This window comes from Billgrantia antri, assembly GCF_019430905.1.
Classification (GTDB): Bacteria; Pseudomonadota; Gammaproteobacteria; order Pseudomonadales; family Halomonadaceae; genus Halomonas; species Halomonas antri.
The window spans coordinates 659836-677776 of the sequence record NZ_JAHYCA010000003.1; the positions used below are offsets into that span (position 1 = coordinate 659836).

Genomic DNA, 17941 nt, shown 5'->3' on the forward strand with positions numbered 1-17941 from the left:
GCAACCCGACAGATTACCTCAGGCCGGTCTCCGGGCTGACGAGCGAAGCGCCGACTGCACGCTTCGGGTCCATCGCCTTCCCATGCAAAGCACAGTGGCGTGATGATGAACCTGCACTCGATCACCGTTGCGGGGGCAGCGTCGGAATACGCCTCTTCATCTTGAAGAGGACCACCGACTTCCCGTTTAACCTCGATAGGACAATGAGGCGCCTGAGAGTGGGCGTAAGCTAGCAATCGCAGCGCCAGGCGTCAACGCAGGGTTAGGCGTGTATTGAGACAGATCAAAGCGTTAGCGATTTCACCAATCCATTCCATACGTACCACACCCGCTCGCAACGTGCCGCGGCGTCCTGGGCCAGCCAGCCGTTGAGGTCGCGCAGGCGCCTTTTCTCCAGGCCGAGCGGCACGATACCGCGGCCCATCTCGAGCAGGATCAGCACCGCCTCGCTGCCCTGTTCGGCCTCCCATGCCCGCAGTGCATCGAGCTCCCGTGTCATGGCCCGCCGCAGCCGATCGTCGTCGGGCTCGGCGGCGAGCCGCTGGCCGATCCAGCACTCCCAGCCCTCCAGTACCAGACAGCGTGCCTCGCCGAATGCAGGCCAGGTTTCGAGCCGGCTTCCGACATACGCGGAGTGCCAGCGGGGAGCGTCGAAGCGCTGCCTTACGGCGTGGCGCTTGCCGGCGCAGGCACCGCCGATGAAGAGCTGCATTGCCAGCGCTCCCGAGCGTCAAGAGTGAACACGAACCGGCGCCCCTCGGCCTGGCTGACGCCGCCCTCCCAGAAGCCGATGCCCTCGAAGCGGCGACGCAGCTCCCGAATCACCCCGCCATGGGCAACCACCAGAGCGCGATGCCGGTCGTGGGGTGCGCAGCCGTTGACGACATCGGCGAACCAGGCGTCGAGCCGTCGGCGCAGGTCGGTGGTGGATTCGCCGCCGGGTGGGGCCTGCTGGCCTTCGCTGTCGATCCAGGCGCGATAGAAGGGTTGCGATTTCAGCTCATCGTAGGTGCGCCCCTCGTAGTCGCCGAAGTCGAGCTCGCGCAGGCGCGCATCGAAGTGCGTCGGCCAGGCGCGCTCGCGCCCTTCGGTCACATGCGCCAGGGTCTGCCGGCAGCGGGTCAGGTCGCTGCAATGCACGGCATCGAAGGTTTGCGTCTCCAGCACCTCGCGCAGCCGATCGAGGCCCGGCAGAGCGTCGGGCAGCAGCAGCGGGATATCGCGCTGTCCCTGGTAGCGTCGTTCGCGATTCCACTGCGTCAAGCCGTGGCGAACGACCACCAGCTCCAGGCGACCAGCAGCAGCCATAGCTCTCCTCCCTCGATTGCGGTTCCGACGATATCGCCATTGATGCCCTTGAAGGCACGCAGCATGCCCCAGGCATAGAGCGCCAGGAACGGCGCCAGGGCAAGGCACAGCCACACTCCTCCCGGCACCAGCACGGCCAGCGGCAGCAGCGGCAGCGCCGCGAGCCAGAGATCGCGCGGTGCCAGGTCACGCTGCCAACTGGCGGCCATGCCCTCGGGCCGTGCCGCCGGGGCCAGCACCAGCAGCGCCACGGCTGCCAGTCGCCCCAGCCCCAGGATCATCACCAGCAGCAGCAGGCTGGCGCCGACGTCGAGCAGCACGAACAGCAGCGCGGCTTTCCACAGCAGCAGGAACACCAGCGCCAGGATGCCGAAGCTGCCCACATGGGGATCCTTCATGATCTCCCATTTGCGCGTCAGCGGCGCGTTGCTGCCCAAGGCGTCGGCGACGTCCATCAGGCCGTCCAGGTGCAGCCCGCCGGAGAGCGCCACCCACAGCGTGAGCAGTGCCAGCGCCAGCAGCGGCGTGGGCAGCAGGCTCTCCAGCAGCGCGGCCGCCGCCACCACCAGGCCGCCGAGCAGCAGGCCCACCAACGGATAGCAGCGTACCGCCCAGCGCCGGGTAGGCGGCGTCCAGGGACAGGCGAGCGGCAACGGCAGGCGGGTGAGGAACTGCAGCGCCAGCACCAGGCCAAAGGCGGCGTCTTTCATGAGCGCTCCTCACCGCGGCGTTTCCACACCTGCGACAGCCCGGCCATCACCTGGATCACCTCGTCCGCCTCCTGCGCCAACAGGCGGTGGGCTCGCTGCAGGAAAGCCAGGTAGCGCCACACCTCGGCGTCCTCGGGGGGCATGCCCTCGTTGACGTCGTTGGAGACGATCACCAATGCCACGTCGCGCCGCCGGGCCTCGACCAGCAGGCGCTCGATCATGGCCACCCCCTGCGCTTCGTCGAAGTCGCTGAAATAGAGCAGCTGGCTGGCCCAAAGCGTCAGGCAGTCGAGCAGCAGCGTGCCGCCGGGCTCCACCCGCTCGAGGGCGGCGACGAGATCTATCGGCTCCTCCAAGGTAATCCAGCCTTCGCCTCGGGCTTGCCGATGGCGGTCGATGCGGGCCTGCCACTCACCGTCATCGCTGCGCCTGGCGGTCGCCAGGTAGTAGCACGCCCCGCCCCGCTCGGTCTGCCAGCGCCTCGCCAAGGCTTCGGCATGAGTACTCTTGCCGGAGCGCGCGCCACCGCTGATGAAGGCGATCATGGCGCACTCCAACGGGCAACGGCCTCGACCAGCGTCCGGTTCTCCGGCCGTGAGCGCACCGCCACTCGCAGCCAGGCGCCCTCGAGGCCGATGAAATTGTGGGTATGGCGAACGAGAATGCCGCAGCGCGCCAGGTGCTCGAGCAGCGCCGTCATGGAGCGCGCCCCCCCATGCCGAAGCAGCAGAAAGTTGGCGTGGGAAGGGACGACGCTCAGCCCCAGCGCCTCGAGCTCGCCCTGCAGCCAGGGACGCTCGGCGTCGAGCCAGGCGCGGGTCTGTGTCAGATAGTCATGATCTGACAACAGCGGCGCGACCAGCCCCGCCGCCAGGGCATTGACGCTCCACGGCGGCTGCAGCTGGGCGATACTTCCTACCGCCTCTGCAGAGCCCAACAGGTAGCCCAGCCGCAGCCCGGGAATGGCGTACAGCTTGGTCATGGAACGCAACAGCAGCAGGTTGTCGTAGCGCGCCAGCAGCGGCGTGAGCCGCTCGTCGCGAATGACGAAATCGACGAAGGCTTCGTCCACCACCAGGGTGGTACCCTGCCGCTGGCCCTCCGCCAGCAGACGTTCGATCAGCTCGCGCTCGACCAGCGTTCCGGTAGGGTTGTTGGGGCGGCACAGGAACAGCGCGCCGGCCTCGCGCATGGCCTCACAAGCACGCGCTTCGTCCAGTACGAAGCACTCTTCCACCAGGGCGAAGTTCGCCACCTCGATGCCGTAGTGGTGACAGGCCCGCTGGTACTCGCCGAAAGTCGGCTGCACGATCAGGGCCCGACCCACACCACGCCTGGCCAGCAGCGCGGCGGCGAGGAAGATCGCCTCGGCCCCGCCGTTGGTCAGACGCACCTGCTCAGGTGCGAGCCCTTCGTGCCGGGCGATGGCCTCTCGCGCCTCGCGGTAGTCGGGGTCGGGATAGACGGCAAGCTCCGCCACGCCAGCGGCAATCCATTGTGCCAGCCACGACGGCGGCCCCAGCGGGTTGAGATTGGCGCTGAAATCGGTAACGGAACGCTCGGCCGCCAGGCCGAGGCGCGGCAATACCTGCTCCGGGCGCCCGCCGTGGCTTGGCCAATCGCTCATGTGCCCTCCCGGTTCGTTCATGTCGTGGCGCTCCATGCCCAGGCCACGCCCGCCATCGACAGGAAAAAGACGACCCAGGCGCCGTGCATGTGGCGTACGGCAAGCTCGATATGGGCAACCCGCAGCGGTTCATACGGCTCGCCCATCCGTGCCCGCTCGGAGACCTGACCGTGATAGTGGTTGATGCCGCCGAGCTGCACGCCGAGCAGATGGGCCATCATCGCCTCGGGCCAGCCGGCGTTGGGGCTGGGGTGGCCCGGCGCGTCGCGCCAGGCGCCGGCCAGCGCACCCTGTCTACGCACCCCCTGCCAGCGCGCCTCCGGCAGCGCCAGGGCGGCCAACCACATGCTCAGCGCGGTGAGCCGGGCCGGTACCCAGTTGGCCAGGTCGTCGAGCCTGGCCGAGGCGTAGCCGAAGTCGGCGTAGCGCTCGCTGCGATGGCCCACCATGGAGTCCAGCGTATTGACCGCCTTGTAGGCCAGCGCCAGCGGCGCCCCGCCGAGCAGCGCCCAGAACAGCGACGCGGTGATGCCGTCGACCGTGTTCTCGGCCACGGTTTCCACCGTGGCGCGGGTGATCTCGGCCTCGTCAAGGGTATCGGTGTCGCGCCCGACGATCATCGCCACCGCACGGCGCGCACCTGCGAGGTCACCCCTGACCAGTGGGCCGGCCACCGCGAAGGCGGCATCGTGCAGCCCCTTGATCGCCAGCGCGCTGGCCAGCAGCAGCAGTTCGCCGCCAAGCCCCAGCCAGGGGTGCAGCCCGGCGAGCAGCGTCAGCACGCTCCAGGCCAGCGCATAGACGAGCGCCACCACGCAGCCGGTGAGCAGAAAGCCCCTCAGGCGACGAGCCTTCGGGCTGCCACGGTTCCAGCGACGCTCCAGCGCGTCGATCAGCCGCCCCATGGCGACCACCGGATGCGGCAGCCAGCGCGGATCGCCGATGAGCAGATCCAGCACCACGGCGCCAAGCAGCAGCGCCAGCAGAGCTAGACTCAACGGCTCGACACTCATTCTGCCTTGTCACCCGAAGCCACCCCGGCCGAAGCGAAGGTGGCCATCTCGCTCAGCATGCGGCAGGCGGCTTCGAGCAGCGGGAAGGCGAGCGCCGCCCCGGTGCCCTCGCCCAGGCGCAGTTGAAGATCGAGCAACGGCCTGGCCTCGAGCAGCTCGAGAGCGGCGTCGTGGCCCGGCTCGCAGGAGCGGTGAGCGAACAGCAGGTAGCCGCGCACCGCAGGTGCGAGCCGGCAGGCCACCAGCGCCGCCACGGTGGCGATGAAACCGTCGACCAGGATCGGCATGCGTCGGGCTGCCGCGCCCAGGTAGGCGCCGGCCATGGCGGCGATCTCCAGCCCGCCGAGCTTGGCCAGCACTTCCAGCGGCTGGGCTGGGTCCGGCTTGCGCGCCACCAGCGCCCCTTCGATCACTTCGGCCTTATGGGACAGTCGTGAGATATCGATGCCCGTCCCTTGCCCCACCAGGCGACTCACCGACAGGCCACTCAGGGCAGCCAGCAGTGCGCTGCTGGAGGTGGTGTTGGCGATGCCCATCTCGCCGACGATCAGGCAACGGCAGCCGGCGTCGTGACTGCGCCCGGCGGCGCGAATGCCGACCTCGATGGCGCGCTTGGCCTCGGCCAGGCTCATGGCATCCTCGCGGCAGAAGTTGGCCGTGCCGCGACGCACCTTGTCGCACACGACACCTTCCCCTTCGACATCGCCGTTAACGCCGACATCGACGACCTCGAGCCGCGCGCCGATCTGGCGAGCGAAGACGTTGATGGCGGCGCCGCCGGCCGCGAAGTTAGTCACCATCTGCGCGGTGACCTCCTGGGGAAAGGCCGAGACGCCCTCCTCGGCCACGCCATGATCGGCGGCGAACACGATCACGCCTGGTGGCGATACCCTCGGCACGATGTCGCCGCTCATGCAGATCAGCGACTGGACCAGGGACTCGAGGCGTCCCAGGCTGCCGGGGGGCTTGGTGAGATTGTCGAGGCGAGTCTGCGCGGTGGCGGCGAGCGTGTCGTCGACCGGGGCGATGGCGGCCAGAGTATCGGCAAGCATGAGAGCGTCCTGACAGGGCGTGGGCAGCCGCCATCTTAACAGCCTGGCTCGGCCTGTCACGGCACCGTACCGACTGCCTCCGGCATTGCACGGTCCACTCTCACGGCGTTCCCGTCTTCACTCCACGCCAGTCGCGCCGAATTCGCCACCACGCTGAGCGAGCTGACCACCATGGCCAGCACCGCCACCAGGGGCGGAATCGGCATGGCCAGCGCCAGTGTCAGGGCCAGCAGGTTGTAGAGGCCGGAAAGCATCAGATTCTGGCGCATCACCCGACGCGTGCGACGCGCCAGGCGCCAGGCCACCTCGACCCCGGCGATCCCAGGTGTCAACAGCGCCACGCTGGCGCCCTCCTGCGCCATGGCGTTGGCACCCAGCGGCGCCACGCCGACGCTGGCGGTCGCCAGCCCCACCACGTCGTTGAGCCCGTCGCCCACGTAGAGCGACGGCTGCGGCATGGCGGCGAGCAGCTTGCCCTTTGCCTCGGGGCTGCGCCCGGCATAGCACTCTGCCGGCTTCATGCCGACCCGTTTGCCCAGCCGCCTCACCGCCGGCTCCCTGTCGCCGCTGATCAGCGCCAGGGTAAAGCCCTGACGACGCAGTTCGGCCAGCGTCTCGGCCGCACCGGGCAGGACCGCCTCGCCCAGGATGAAGCGAGCCATCAGTACGCCATCGCAGGCCAGCAGCACTTCGCTCTCCCCCGAGTCACCGGCCTGCTCGGTGGCAACGCCCTGCTCGACGAACCAGGCACGGCTGCCCAGCAGCAGGCCACGACCGTCGGCAAGGCGTACGCGGCGACCCAGCCACCCGATCTCCTCGCTTTCAGCCACTTCCTGGGCCTTATGTTGGCCAGCCTGCCTGGCGTACCTGTGTACGGCTCGCGCCAGAGGATGATCGCTGCCGCGCGCCGCCACAGAGGCCAGTGCCAGCAGCTCCGGCTCAGAAAGGTTGGCCGTCGAGTGCATGGCTCGCACCTGGGGCTCGCCGGCGGTGAGCGTGCCGGTCTTGTCGAACGCGGCGCTGCGAATTCGTGCCAACGCCTCGAAGGCACCCGGGTCGCGCACTATCACGCCACGCTCGAGCGCCTGGGTGCTACCCGCCAAGCCGGCCAAGGGAATGGCCAGCCCTACGGCACAGGGACAGGCCACCACCAGGACCGACAGCGCCCTCACCCAGGCCGCCTCGGCCGGCGCGCCCGCCAGCCAGGTCGCCGCCAGGGTGAGCAGTGCAAGGGCCACTGCCACGGGGCTGAGCCAGGCGGCAAAACGATCGGCCAGGCGCTGCAGTTCGCCCTTGCGGGCCTGCTGCCACCACATCTGCTCGCGCAGCCGGTCCAGACGACACTCACCGGCGGGGGCGGTGACCTCGAACACCAGCGCCGTGCCGAGGTTGCGGCAGCCGGCCGCCACGGCATCACCCGGCAGGCAGCGCCGCGGGGCGCTTTCGCCGGTCAGCGGCGAGAGATCGAGTAACGCCTCGGAATCCCTGAGGGTTCCGTCCAGCGGCAGCGTCTCGCCGGACTCGACGCGTAGCCGCTCCCCCACCGCGACGGCGTCGAGCGAGCAGTCCTGCCAGGCGCTCTGCACCCAGCACTGCACTCGCGCCGGCGGCTGATGCAGCGACTGGAGCGCGCGCAACCCGCGGTGACGACACAAGGTTTCCACCAGCCGGCCAACCAGCAACAGCGCAATCAGCATCACAGCGGTATCGAAATAGACCTCGGGCGAACCGCGCATCAACAGCCACAGCGAAACTCCCACCGCCGTCAGCGTGCCCAGCGCCACCAGCGCATCCATGCCGGGTCGTCCCGCCCGCGCCGTGCGCCACCCGGCACGGTAGAACGGCAAGGCCACGTAGCTGACCACCGGCAGCGCAAAGGCGCCGGACACCCAGGCCATGACCAACTCCAGTCGCGGACTTGGCATGGCGCCAACATAGATCAGCAGCGAAGCGAGCATGGTCCACATGCCGAAGGCCACGGCCATCAGCAGCCGCAGGGTGAGATAACGGCTCTCGGCACCGAGCCGCGCCTCGGCATCTTCTGCCGCCTCGGGCGGGCCGAGGCGATAGCCGAGACGGCGTACGGCAGCCGCCAGACGGGGCTCGCCGAGAGCTTCCGGCGCACCTTCCACCAGCAGGGTCGCGCTGGGGTAGTGCACGCTGGCGGTGGCGACCCCGGGCAGCCGCATCAATTGGGCCTCGACAGCCAGCGCGCAGCTGGAACACCAGAGTCCCTGTACCGAATACAACGCTTCGGTACGACTGGTGAAAGACATTTTGGAAGTTGGCGTCATGCTCATCAGCGTAATGAGCCGCGGCCATTTATCCAGCGTTGGCACTTCGTGAGCGCACCGATATACTGTATATAAATACATGTATAGAGAGCCGCCGTCATGCCGCAGTTCGACCAGCAGCAGCCGCGCAAGGGGCGCGGCGCCACCTACAACCCCGATAACCGCTTCTCTCCGACACACAGCGAAACGGAGGACGACGGCTGGTGGCAGGAAGAGATGCCGACGCGCCTGGCTACGGTGGTCAGCGAGGAGCGAGCCCGCAGCGCGCTGGCGTGGAACGACTCACCCGACCTCGGCTTCGATCGCTCGCTGAATCCGTACCGAGGCTGCGAGCACGGCTGCATCTACTGCTACGCGCGGCCCAGTCACGCCTACTGGGACATGTCGCCGGGCATCGACTTCGAAACCCGACTGATCGCTCGCACCGGCCTGGTGGAGCGGCTGCACGAAGAGTTCTGCAAGCGCAGCTACGTATGCCGGCCCATCGCCCTCTCCGGCAATACCGACTGCTATCAGCCGCTGGAAGCGGAGCGTGGTTCCACCCGCAAGATACTGGCCTTCCTGCTCGAATGCCGTCATCCGGTCTCGATCATCACCAAGAGCGCGTTGGTCCTGCGCGACCTGGACCTGCTGGCCGAGCTGGCGCGCCTGCGTCTGGTCAGGGTTTCAATCAGCCTCACCAGCCTGGATACCGAGCTCAAGCGCAGCCTGGAACCACGCGCCGCCTCGCCTGCCGCACGCCTGCGTACCATTGAACGCTTGAAGGATGCCGGCATCCCGGTAGGAGTCATGGTCGCACCGATTATTCCGGGCTTGACCGACCACGAGCTGGAGCGCCTGCTCGAAGCGGCGCGCGATGCCGGAGCGGAAACGGCCGGATGGACGCTGCTGCGCTTGCCGCGGGAAGTGGCCCCGCTCTTCGATGAGTGGCTGCAGGCGTATTATCCGCTGCGTGCCGACAAGGTGATGAGCCTGATGCGCCAGTGCCGGGGAGGCGCCGAATACGACAGTCGCTTCGGCAAACGCATGCGCGGCGAGGGCATTTTCGCCCAGCTCATCGCCCAGCGCTTCGACAAGGCCTGCCGACGCCTAGACCTCAACGATCCGGGGAAGCGAGACCCGCGCCAGCTGGACACCACGGCCTTCCGGCCGCCCCGGGCTCAGGGCGACCTGTTCAGCTGACAACGAGTGAGGCATGCTCCGGCGGAAGAAAGCAGCTCGTGGAGAATCAGGAAGACAGCCGCCTGTCCTCGATGACGGTGCCGTTCTCCTGGACTTCGGCCTCATGGCCCGCTTCGCGCCACGGCTCGGCCAGCGCCTCCTCGTACCACTGCTGCATGGCAGGTAGGGCCAGCATTCGTTCGACGTACTCCCTAGAGAGCACACCGAGTTCGAGGCCAAAACTCTGCACGCGGAAGGCCACGGGAGCGAAGAAGGCATCCACTGCCGTAAAGGACTCCCCGGCCAGGAAGGGGCCGCCAAAACGCGTGAGGCCCTGCTGCCAGAGTTCATCGAGGCGAGCCAGGTTGCCTGCCAAGGCATCCGGCATATGGTGCAGTTTCACCCTGACGCCGCAGTTCATCGGGCACAGACTGCGCAGCGTGGAAAAACCGGCGTGCATCTCGCTGCTGGCACAGCGCGCCCAGGCGCGCGCCTCCTCATCGGCGGGCCATATCCCCGGGTGACGCTCGGCCAGGTATTCGACGATCGCCAGCGACTCCCATACCGTGCGTTCGCCATCCTCCAGGCAGGGCACCATCCCTGAAGGGGAGAATGTGCGAAAGGGGGTCCAGTTCGAGCCAGCCTCGAAGGGGGTCAGGCGCTCCTCGAACGAGATGTCCAGATGGCGCATCAGCACCCAGGGGCGTAGCGACCAGGAAGAGTAGTTCTTGTTGGCAATATGCAGGCGATACATGTCAGAACCCATCTCAGGAGAGGAGAAATGACAGCATAGCCTGCCAACGACGCTGCCTGCCATGCAGCCCGCACGAAATCAGGCAACCCTTCTGAACATGCAAGCCGAATCAGGGAATCAGCACCGCCGCCCCGGTCAGAGCCCCTTCTCGCAGGTCGGCCAGGGCCTGGTTGGCCTGCTCCAGCGGATAGGCACGGGTCTCGGTGAGAATGGGTACCGTGGGGGCCAACGCAAGAAACTCTTCGCCATCCTGACGCGTGAGGTTGGCTACCGACTTGACGCTGCGCTCCTGCCACAGCAGGCGATAGGGGAAGGCGGGGATGTCGGACATATGGATACCGCCGGATACGACCGCCCCACCCGGGCGCACCTGGGCCAATGCCAGCGGCACGAGCTCGCCCACCGGGGCAAATAGCAGCGCGGCGTCGAGCGGCTCGGGCGGTGACTGGTCGGAGCTTCCGGCCCATACGGCACCGAGCCGCAACGCGAAGGCCTGGGCAGCGTCGTCGCCCGGCCGTGTGAAGGCATAGACCCGCTGGCCGCGCGCCACGGCCAACTGCACGAGGATATGCGCCGCGGCGCCGAAACCGTAGATTCCCAGGCGGCGATTCTCCTCACCGCCCGCCAGGCGCCAGGTGCGATAGCCAATCAACCCCGCGCAAAGCAGCGGCGCGGCGGCCTGGGCATCCTCTGCCATCAGCGGAAAGCAGTAGCGAGCATCGGCCACGCCGTACTCGGCATAGCCGCCATCAAGGGTATAACCGGTAAAGCGCGCACGCTCGCAGAGGTTTTCTCGGTCGGCCAGGCAAGCGTCGCACTCGCCACAAGTCCAGCCCAGCCAGGGCACGCCTATACGCATGCCGGGCGTCAGATCTCCGACGCCTTGCCCCACCGCCGTGACCTCGCCAACGATCTCATGGCCCGGCACCAGCGGTAGGCTGGGCGAAGACAGCTCGCCATCCACGACATGCAGATCGGTGCGGCACACTCCGCAGGCCAGTACACGATATTGCACCTGCCCTGCCTGGGGTTCAGGACGGGGCACGACGTCCAGCTGCAGCGGCTGGCCCAGGGCATGCAGTCGCATGGCGCGCATCAGGCTCATGGCTGGCTCCTGAATGACCTTGGTCTCTCTGCGGGAGCATAGCGCAGCCAGGCAGGTGAATCAGCTCACCGAGACCTCGTAGCCGGTGAACTTGCGCAGGTTGATCACGCCCGTGTCGAGGATCAGGTACTGTCCCTTGAGACCCAGCAGCGTGCCGCTCACCCGCGCCTGCTTGTCGAAGTTGTGCGAGACGACCTTGCGCGGAAATTCCAGCACCGGATAGTCGAAGGCGACCGGCGCTTCGTCGAGTACCCGCAAGGTATCGACACCGAAGCGTTCGCGCAGCTGGCCGAGCCCGCTGTCAAGCCGGGCCAGAAGGCGGTCGCGCTCGGCCATGAGATCGAGCGTCTCCACCTCGCCCTTGAGCATGGCCCGCCAGTTGGTGCGGTCGGCCACCTCTTCCTTGAACAGCACCTCGACCAATCCGGACTGCTGCCGCGTCTCCACTGCCAGGATCGGCAGCGCCTGAATCGCCCCTTGGTCGAGCCAGCGCGTCGGCACCTGAGTGCCGCGGGTGATGCCCACCTTGAGCCCCGAGGAGTTGGCCAGGTAGACCACATGAGGCTGGAAACAGTGCCTTTCGGCCCACTCGGGCTCGCGGCAGGTACCGGCATCAAAGTGGCAGGTCTCTGGCTTGACGATGCAGGTATCGCACTGGGCCAGCTTCTTGAAACAGGGGTAGCAGTAACCTTGGGCGAAGCTCTTCTTCGTCGCCCGGCCGCAGTGGGTGCAGGCGATGGCGCCCGTCCAGTGCAACTCGAGCGACTGGCCCAGGCGCGCGTTGAGATCCAGGCGATGCTCGCCGGCACGCAGCGTATACCTTGCCGGCCCTCCCTGCTCGCCGGGTACGATGGCCATCTTGCTCAGGCAGCCCTGTACGACAGGGGCCGCCTCTATCCGCCCACCTTCAATCACGGGAGGCATCCCGGGCCAGCCCCGCGAGTTCGGGCGGCACATCGGTGCCGCTGCTGCCACTGCCACAGGTGCGCTGCTGCAGATACCCGACCCGCAGTTCCTCGGGCACGTTGTTCTCGTGCTCGTAGCGAATCACCGCCTCGAGGCAAAGCTCGGTCTGCTCCGCTGTCAACGTGCGTCCGTCGGGCCACTTGCGCAGCGCCACCGCCTGCTTGAGGCTGTCGTAGATGGCCGGCGTCATCTGCCGGATCATGCGCTCGAAGGTCATATCGCTCATGGGAACTCTCTCGATCAAAGACGGCGTGCACGGCCGGAATAATACCACCCGAACAGCAGCCCCACGACCAGCCCGCCCAGGTGCGCCTCGTTGGCCACGTTGCCGAAGCCGACTGCCTCCGCCATATCGGTCATGGTGAACACCATCCAGCCGAGCATGAACACCACCAGCATCTGCGGCACGAAGAAGCCGCTCGCCGGCGCCCGGCGCGACATCAGCCAGACATAGCCGAGCAGGGCGAAGTCGACGCCCGACATGCCGCCGAACAGCACGGTACCCGTGGCATACTGGGCCAGGTTGGCGCCGATGCCCGCCACCAGCAGGAGCATCAGCATGCGCCCACTTCCCTGCAGCGTTTCGACCTGGCGCCCGAAGTACCACAGCCACATCATGTTGAAGATCAGGTGCATCCAGCCGAAGTGCAGGAAGGCCGGCGACAGCAGCCGCCACACCTGCCCCGAGGCCAGTGCATCGGCGAGGTTGCCGAAGGCAAGCCCGCCGCCCACGACGGCAACCGGCACGATGGTCAGCATGGCCACCACGATATCCCCGAGCACGGCCATGACGGCAAATACCAGCAGCGAGATACCCAGCGCGGCGGAGGTGACCGGCACTCGGCGCAAGGCCAGCGTGAGAGCGGCCCCTCCCGTCGACCGGCGCCGACGTTCAGGCATGATTCGCTCGCCGCGCTGCCAGCGGGAGATCAGCCGGATCAAGGCATCATGCTGGGTGGGGTCGGCTAGCCACAGCACCTGCCCCTCCGTTTCCTCGGTGAAGCGGTGCCCGATGCGATGGGCCCACAGCGCTCGGCGCAGTTCGCTGGTGTCCGTTTCGTGGGGAAACAGCATGATGCGGTACATGAAATTTTCCTGAATCGATCGTTAGGGAGCATCTTGCGCTGCAGTGCCCCTTTTCTCAAATCGGCCGACGGGCGCCCATAAAAAATCCGGCGGAAGGGGGGCCGCCGGACAAGAGCAAGGGATCATTCAAGGGAACACCTATTCAGATGGACGAATCGAAAGGAAGTTCAGGGTGGCGGGAAAAAATGTTGTAAAACTTTGTATCCATTTCAATCGAAGTCAATTTCCCACGGCCTGGGCCTCGCCGCTTCTTCCTGCGGCACCCTCACCCAGACGAAATGATTGGCATCTAGCCGCCGCTCGCCGCTCCAGCGGTAGGCCACCAGACGGCCGAACTTCACCGCGCTGTAGTCGAGGCAGGCAATATTGGACGTGGGCAGCGCCGGGATGCCCTCGCACCAGTAGTGACCGATGAACAGCGGCGGCTGGTCGAGCCCGTAATGCGACAATCGCGCACGCTCGGCCGAACTCAGCTCGCGCTGCTCGAGATCGTCGGGCAGGTTGTCGGGCTGGAAAATCACATCGCCCCAGGTGCGCGGGTCGCGGGCCCAGAAGTGGGCACGGAAGCTATGCCGGGTAAAACCATCGCCGGAGTGGATCTCCACGCCTTTCGGCAGCGACAGGTGCACGCCCCGGGTCAAGCGATCGAGCACACGATAGGCCAGAGTGTCCGGTGCCACGGACTGTTGCAGGAACGGCTCATCGATGACGCCGCCCGGGCATTCGCGCTCCAGCGCATCGATCAGCGATTGGTCCCAGCAGGCATGGACCACGCGGAACCCGCCGAAATCCAGGTAGAGCGGAATCTCCATGAACCAGGCCAGGATCTCGTCCCACTCGGCGGGATGATCACGGTACTGGTCGAGGGTTTCCTTGATAATGCGGTTGTGTCGCGGCGAGTGATCGCGCAGCCACTCGCGCCCATGCTGGCGGGGCGCGCGATGGCAGTAGGCCAGCGCATTGTATTCATGGTTGCCCATGACGATGTGGGCCTCGCCCTCTTCCACCATGCGCCGGGCGATGGAAACGGCCAGGCGAATACGCGGACCGCGGTCGATCAGGTCACCGAGGAAGATCGCCTTGCGTCGTGGATGACGGTAGACGCCACCGCGCTGGTGGTATCCGAGCTTCTCTAGCAGCGCACCGAGAGTCGCGCCGCAGCCATGCACGTCGCCGATCAGATCGTAGCCTTCTATCGCCGCCTGCCTCACGTCAATCCCCTAGCCGGTTGCTCCAGCCCAGCTTGCTGCGCAGGACCTCGTAGAAGTTATGACCGAGAGGATGCACCAACTGCACCCGCTGGGGCTTCCGCTTCACCACCAGCACGTCGTCCGGCTTGGCCACCGCACGCGTCTGGCCATCGCAGCTGATGTGGGGATAGGTCTGGTTGGTCTCGCCGATGTGTACGTGAATCTCGCTGGCGGCATCGATCACGATGGGACGGCTGGAAAGGGTATGCGGGAACATCGGTACCAGTTCGATCACATCCAGCTTGGGGTGCATGATCGAGCCGCCCCCCGACAGCGCATAGGCGGTGGAACCGGTGGGTGTGGCCATGATCAGCCCGTCGCTGCGCTGGCTGCAGACGAACTGCTTGTCGATGAACAGCTCGAATTCGATCATGCGCACGGCCTTTCCGGGATGCAGCACGACTTCGTTGAGGGCATCGCCATTACCGACCAGGGTACCGTCGCGGTACAGCTCGGCATCCAGCAGGAAGCGCTCCTCGACCTCATACTGGCCGGCGAGCACCTGGCCGACACGCTCCTCGAGCTCATCGGGGGAGATGTCGGTCAAGAAGCCCAGTCGCCCGCGATTGACGCCCAATACCAATGTACCGCTATGGCACAGTGTGCGGGCGGCACCCAGCAGGCTGCCATCCCCGCCCACCACGATGACCAGATCGCAGAGCTCGCCGAGGGTACGCCGGCTGGCCTCGGGATGGCCATGGTCGAGCAGCACGGTGGCAGTGCGGTCCTCGACGATGACGTGTAAGCCGCGCTCGTCGAGGAAGCGCAGCAGGCGCTTGAGGGTCTCGACCACCTTGGTGCTGCCCAGGCGGCCGATCAGGCCGATGTTCTTGAACCCGTCGTGCTCTTTCTGCATGCCCTGCTCTCTCGGATCATGGGCGCTCATTATGGAGGCTGGGTGCAGGGCGGGCAAACTCGACTCAGGCAGCGGCAGGTGCGCGGCGGCGCAGCCACCACTCGTTGAGCACCAGCGAACCGACGATGATCGCTCCGCCCATCGCCAACCGCACCAGGTCGGCATCGCGGTTCCAGATCACCAGATTGACCAGAAGCCCGGCGGGAATCAGGGCATTGTTCATGATCGCCAGCGCCCCGGCATCGACCCGGGTGGCCCCCAAGTTCCAGAAGAAGTAACCGAGGCCCGAGGCCACCAGGCCCAGCCACATGAGCACGCCCCAGTGCACGCCCGTGGTCGGCAGCATGGCGCTGTTGCCCAGCAGCGCAAAGGCCGGCAGTACCACCACCAGCGCACCGAGATAGAACCAGGCGAAGACGCTATGGCGTGGCAGTTCGGCAGGCAGCGTCACGGAGAAGCGGCGGTAGCCCACCTGGCCCAGTGCGAAGCACAGGTTGGCCCCCTGGACCACGAGGAAGCCCAGCCAGAAGCCACTGTCGATGCCGTCGTAGCGGATCACAGCCGCTCCCATGACCGCCAGGGCGGCAGTGAGCAGGTAGAACGGCGTGAAGCGTCCGAACAGGGCATCGTCGAGCAGCGTCACGTAGAGCGGCGTGAAAATGGTGAACAGCAGTACCTCGGGTACCGACAGCAGCAGGAAGGACTGGTAGAAGAAAATGTACATCACGCCGAGCTGCACGGCCCCCAGGCCCATCAGGGCCAGCCGCTGGCGCCCCTTGAGCAGCTGCGGCCGCAGGAAGGGCAGGAACACCAGGGCCGCCAGGCCGACGCGCATAAGCACCGCGAAGTAGCTGTCCACCTGGCCGGCGAGATAGACACCGATCAGCGAGAACGAGAAGGCCCAGAGCACGGTGACGCCGATGAGATAGCTCACGGTTAACGTCTTCCTTCAGTTTGGGTTGACGGGCGATTATACCGCCATGCCACCGAGCATCAATGCGACTCTCGCTGCCGCGCCCCGGCTGCGGACGAGGGACAAGCCTCGGGCAGGTCGGCTCCCTCGGCGGCCGCTGCCTCGCTCCTCTCGCGTCGCGTGGTGGCAAAGTATTCGTCGAGCCGGGCATCGGCTTGATCACCGAACAGGATATTGCAGGCCTCGCGCAGACCGGGAGACTGTCGCATCGCCTCCTCGTGCACCACCAGCGCAATCTTGGAGCGTCGCCGCAGGAAGTCCTCCAGGCGCGTGATCATCTCGCGCCGCTTGGCATAGTACAGCTCGCAGCGCAGGTACTCGGTCCCCTCGATCAGTACCTCGGCCTGCCGCGGGTCTTCGCGGATCTCCTCGAGCATTTCCAGCGCATGAGTGCCGTAGCGCCGCCACAATCGGCTCGACAGCGGCTCGGAGGCATCGCTTGCGGTCAGCTCGTCGAGGTGCATCAACTTCGCTTGATGCATGAACTCACGGCGCACCTGTTCCGGCGGTTCGCCGTACCAGCGATGCTTCGGATAGGGCACCCCGATCCCCATGTCACCCACCGCAGCGACGATCTCTTCGCCCACATTGAGGCAGTCGGTCAGTTTGCCGCCAAAGATGCTCAGGTGGGCATCGTGCCGGTTGAGGTCGATGGCATGCTTGCGCGAGAGCTGGAGAAAATCGCGCCCACCACCGCCTTCGGCCCGGATGGCGAGAGGCCTCACCCCGCAGCGGATGGAGATGATGTCTTCCTTGCCCAGCGGCTTGTCGAGCCTTAGACGCTTGTTGATGTTGTCCAGCACGAAGCGAATGTCGTCTTCCGTGGCCACTACCTCGGGTCGCTCGACACGGGTATCGGTGGTACCGATGCAGGTGCGCGGCCCCATGGGAATGACGAAGAACAGCCGGCCATCGTCGGCGAAGAACGCCAGTACACGTTGGTTGTCGGTCAGTCTCGGCACGATCAGGTGGATGCCCTTGGAGTAGACGTGTCGGTGATGCGTAGCCTGACCGGTCAGCGCATTGTGTTCGTCGACCCAGGGGCCGGCGGCATTGATCAAGACCTTGGAGCGTACGGCGAATTCACGTCCGCTGACGACATCGCGTGCCTGCGTCACCCAGCCGCCGCTCTCGCGTCGCGCCCCCAGCGACTCCACGTAATTCGCCGCCACGGCACCGTAGTTGAGCGCCCCGCGTACGAAGTTGAAGACGAAGCGGGCATCGTTGTCATGCAGGTAGGCATCGGAATACTCGAAACCACCGATGGCGTCGCGCGTGTCGATGATCGCTTCGCTATCGCGAATTGCACCCGGCGAGAGGAAGCGCGGGATACGGGTGAAACCATTGCCGATCAACCAGTAGAGCCAGGCGCCCGCCCAGAGGTAGCGTGGGTGGTAGCGGAAGCCTCGTGTGATCGTGGTCAGGAAGCGAATCTCCTGCACCGTGGCGGGATAGCTCCTGATCAGGTGATTGCGACTCATGCAGAGCTTTCTTACCAGCGCGAAGTCGCGGCTCTCCATGTACTTGATTCCGCCCCACACAAGGTTGGAGGAGTGCATGCTGGTGCTGCCGGCGAAGTCGCCTCGGTCGATCAGTGCGACCCGCACGCCCTTCCCGGCCAAAGCGGCCGCCGAGGCCGCGCCGTTGATGCCGCCGCCGACGATCAGGACGTCGAACACCTCACCGTCGAGTTTGTCGATGTTGCTGCTGCGCAGTTCCATGTACGGACCTTTTGCATGCAAAAGCCCCGCTCGGCGAGCACCGAACGGGGCTGGAATGACCCGGA

18 protein-coding genes and 1 riboswitch are annotated in these 17941 nt (G+C 66.4%); of the genes, 1 reads left to right on the top strand and 17 read right to left on the bottom strand.

Annotation, left to right across the window (positions count from 1 at the left end; all coding sequences use genetic code 11):
• Nucleotides 1-4 precede the first annotated feature (4 nt).
• Nucleotides 5-231: riboswitch (cobalamin riboswitch) on the bottom strand.
• Nucleotides 232-283: 52 nt separating this feature from the next.
• Genes KPL81_RS11065 through KPL81_RS11100 form a run of 8 tightly spaced genes read right to left on the bottom strand, consistent with a single transcriptional unit; the run spans nt 284 to nt 7986 of the window.
• Nucleotides 284-712 carry a bifunctional adenosylcobinamide kinase/adenosylcobinamide-phosphate guanylyltransferase gene (locus KPL81_RS11065; protein WP_219792068.1) on the bottom strand — a complete coding sequence of 143 codons (429 nt, stop codon included), beginning with the start codon at nt 710-712 and terminating at the stop codon, nt 284-286.
• Nucleotides 664-1308 (bottom strand): histidine phosphatase family protein, encoded by a 645-nt coding sequence (locus tag KPL81_RS11070; RefSeq protein ID WP_219792070.1) that lies wholly within the window; start codon nt 1306-1308, stop codon nt 664-666. The genes KPL81_RS11065 and KPL81_RS11070 overlap by 49 nt, the downstream gene beginning before the upstream one ends.
• On the bottom strand, nt 1260-2018 hold the full coding sequence (cobS, locus tag KPL81_RS11075) for an adenosylcobinamide-GDP ribazoletransferase (RefSeq protein ID WP_219792072.1): 759 nt from the start codon (nt 2016-2018) through the stop codon (nt 1260-1262). Before cobS ends, KPL81_RS11070 begins: the two co-directional genes overlap by 49 nt.
• Nucleotides 2015-2563: a bifunctional adenosylcobinamide kinase/adenosylcobinamide-phosphate guanylyltransferase gene (locus KPL81_RS11080; RefSeq protein ID WP_219792074.1), complete on the bottom strand. Its 549-nt coding sequence runs from the start codon at nt 2561-2563 to the stop codon at nt 2015-2017. The genes cobS and KPL81_RS11080 overlap by 4 nt, the downstream gene beginning before the upstream one ends.
• Entirely contained in the window at nt 2560-3645 is a 1086-nt protein-coding gene (gene cobD, locus KPL81_RS11085; protein WP_219792076.1) for a threonine-phosphate decarboxylase CobD, read from the bottom strand. The genes KPL81_RS11080 and cobD overlap by 4 nt, the downstream gene beginning before the upstream one ends.
• A gap of 17 nt (nt 3646-3662) precedes the next feature.
• Nucleotides 3663-4658, bottom strand: a complete 996-nt coding sequence (gene cbiB / locus KPL81_RS11090; RefSeq protein WP_219792078.1) for an adenosylcobinamide-phosphate synthase CbiB — start codon at nt 4656-4658, stop codon at nt 3663-3665.
• On the bottom strand, nt 4655-5710 hold the full coding sequence (cobT, locus tag KPL81_RS11095; protein ID WP_219792080.1) for a nicotinate-nucleotide--dimethylbenzimidazole phosphoribosyltransferase: 1056 nt from the start codon (nt 5708-5710) through the stop codon (nt 4655-4657). Before cobT ends, cbiB begins: the two co-directional genes overlap by 4 nt.
• A gap of 56 nt (nt 5711-5766) precedes the next feature.
• On the bottom strand, nt 5767-7986 hold the full coding sequence (locus tag KPL81_RS11100; protein WP_219792082.1) for a heavy metal translocating P-type ATPase: 2220 nt from the start codon (nt 7984-7986) through the stop codon (nt 5767-5769).
• Nucleotides 7987-8103: 117 nt separating this feature from the next.
• Between KPL81_RS11100 and KPL81_RS11105 the strand changes: the two genes are divergently transcribed.
• The gene (locus KPL81_RS11105; protein WP_219792084.1) at nt 8104-9186 is read left to right on the top strand and encodes a PA0069 family radical SAM protein; all 1083 of its coding nucleotides are present in this window, start codon (nt 8104-8106) and stop codon (nt 9184-9186) included.
• Between the two features lie 46 nt (nt 9187-9232).
• On the opposite strand, the gene KPL81_RS11110 is transcribed toward KPL81_RS11105, so the two are convergent.
• The 9 genes from KPL81_RS11110 to KPL81_RS11150 form a co-directional block, all read right to left on the bottom strand.
• On the bottom strand, nt 9233-9919 hold the full coding sequence (locus KPL81_RS11110) for a glutathione S-transferase family protein (RefSeq protein ID WP_219792086.1): 687 nt from the start codon (nt 9917-9919) through the stop codon (nt 9233-9235).
• 109 nt (nt 9920-10028) lie between these two features.
• On the bottom strand, nt 10029-11024 hold the full coding sequence (locus KPL81_RS11115; protein WP_219792088.1) for a zinc-dependent alcohol dehydrogenase family protein: 996 nt from the start codon (nt 11022-11024) through the stop codon (nt 10029-10031).
• Between the two features lie 60 nt (nt 11025-11084).
• Nucleotides 11085-11882 carry a DUF2797 domain-containing protein gene (locus tag KPL81_RS11120; protein WP_240549212.1) on the bottom strand — a complete coding sequence of 266 codons (798 nt, stop codon included), beginning with the start codon at nt 11880-11882 and terminating at the stop codon, nt 11085-11087.
• A gap of 49 nt (nt 11883-11931) precedes the next feature.
• On the bottom strand, nt 11932-12216 hold the full coding sequence (locus KPL81_RS11125) for a YeaC family protein (RefSeq protein ID WP_219792092.1): 285 nt from the start codon (nt 12214-12216) through the stop codon (nt 11932-11934).
• Between the two features lie 14 nt (nt 12217-12230).
• Complete coding sequence (locus KPL81_RS11130) at nt 12231-13076, bottom strand: rhomboid family intramembrane serine protease (protein WP_219792093.1); 846 nt, start codon at nt 13074-13076, stop codon at nt 12231-12233.
• 209 nt (nt 13077-13285) lie between these two features.
• Complete coding sequence (locus KPL81_RS11135; RefSeq protein WP_209478661.1) at nt 13286-14272, bottom strand: metallophosphoesterase; 987 nt, start codon at nt 14270-14272, stop codon at nt 13286-13288.
• Nucleotides 14273-14288: 16 nt separating this feature from the next.
• The gene (locus KPL81_RS11140; RefSeq protein WP_209473217.1) at nt 14289-15182 is read right to left on the bottom strand and encodes an NAD(+) kinase; all 894 of its coding nucleotides are present in this window, start codon (nt 15180-15182) and stop codon (nt 14289-14291) included.
• 64 nt (nt 15183-15246) lie between these two features.
• Entirely contained in the window at nt 15247-16116 is an 870-nt protein-coding gene (locus tag KPL81_RS11145) for a carboxylate/amino acid/amine transporter (RefSeq protein ID WP_219792095.1), read from the bottom strand.
• Between the two features lie 59 nt (nt 16117-16175).
• Entirely contained in the window at nt 16176-17876 is a 1701-nt protein-coding gene (locus KPL81_RS11150; protein ID WP_219792097.1) for a glycerol-3-phosphate dehydrogenase/oxidase, read from the bottom strand.
• Nucleotides 17877-17941 lie beyond the last annotated feature (65 nt).

Coding starts and splice junctions, on each gene's coding strand:
- KPL81_RS11120 (WP_240549212.1), bottom strand. CDS start 11,882: ATGGCCATCGTACCCGGCGAGCAGGGAGGGCCGGCAAGGTATACGCTG.
- KPL81_RS11065 (WP_219792068.1), bottom strand. CDS start 712: ATGCAGCTCTTCATCGGCGGTGCCTGCGCCGGCAAGCGCCACGCCGTA.
- cbiB (WP_219792078.1), bottom strand. CDS start 4,658: ATGAGTGTCGAGCCGTTGAGTCTAGCTCTGCTGGCGCTGCTGCTTGGC.
- cobS (WP_219792072.1), bottom strand. CDS start 2,018: ATGAAAGACGCCGCCTTTGGCCTGGTGCTGGCGCTGCAGTTCCTCACC.
- cobT (WP_219792080.1), bottom strand. CDS start 5,710: ATGCTTGCCGATACTCTGGCCGCCATCGCCCCGGTCGACGACACGCTC.
- KPL81_RS11150 (WP_219792097.1), bottom strand. CDS start 17,876: ATGGAACTGCGCAGCAGCAACATCGACAAACTCGACGGTGAGGTGTTC.
- KPL81_RS11080 (WP_219792074.1), bottom strand. CDS start 2,563: ATGATCGCCTTCATCAGCGGTGGCGCGCGCTCCGGCAAGAGTACTCAT.
- KPL81_RS11140 (WP_209473217.1), bottom strand. CDS start 15,182: ATGCAGAAAGAGCACGACGGGTTCAAGAACATCGGCCTGATCGGCCGC.
- KPL81_RS11070 (WP_219792070.1), bottom strand. CDS start 1,308: ATGGCTGCTGCTGGTCGCCTGGAGCTGGTGGTCGTTCGCCACGGCTTG.
- KPL81_RS11100 (WP_219792082.1), bottom strand. CDS start 7,986: ATGTCTTTCACCAGTCGTACCGAAGCGTTGTATTCGGTACAGGGACTC.
- KPL81_RS11125 (WP_219792092.1), bottom strand. CDS start 12,216: ATGAGCGATATGACCTTCGAGCGCATGATCCGGCAGATGACGCCGGCC.
- KPL81_RS11115 (WP_219792088.1), bottom strand. CDS start 11,024: ATGAGCCTGATGCGCGCCATGCGACTGCATGCCCTGGGCCAGCCGCTG.
- KPL81_RS11105 (WP_219792084.1), top strand. CDS start 8,104: ATGCCGCAGTTCGACCAGCAGCAGCCGCGCAAGGGGCGCGGCGCCACC.
- KPL81_RS11130 (WP_219792093.1), bottom strand. CDS start 13,076: ATGTACCGCATCATGCTGTTTCCCCACGAAACGGACACCAGCGAACTG.
- cobD (WP_219792076.1), bottom strand. CDS start 3,645: ATGAGCGATTGGCCAAGCCACGGCGGGCGCCCGGAGCAGGTATTGCCG.
- KPL81_RS11110 (WP_219792086.1), bottom strand. CDS start 9,919: ATGTATCGCCTGCATATTGCCAACAAGAACTACTCTTCCTGGTCGCTA.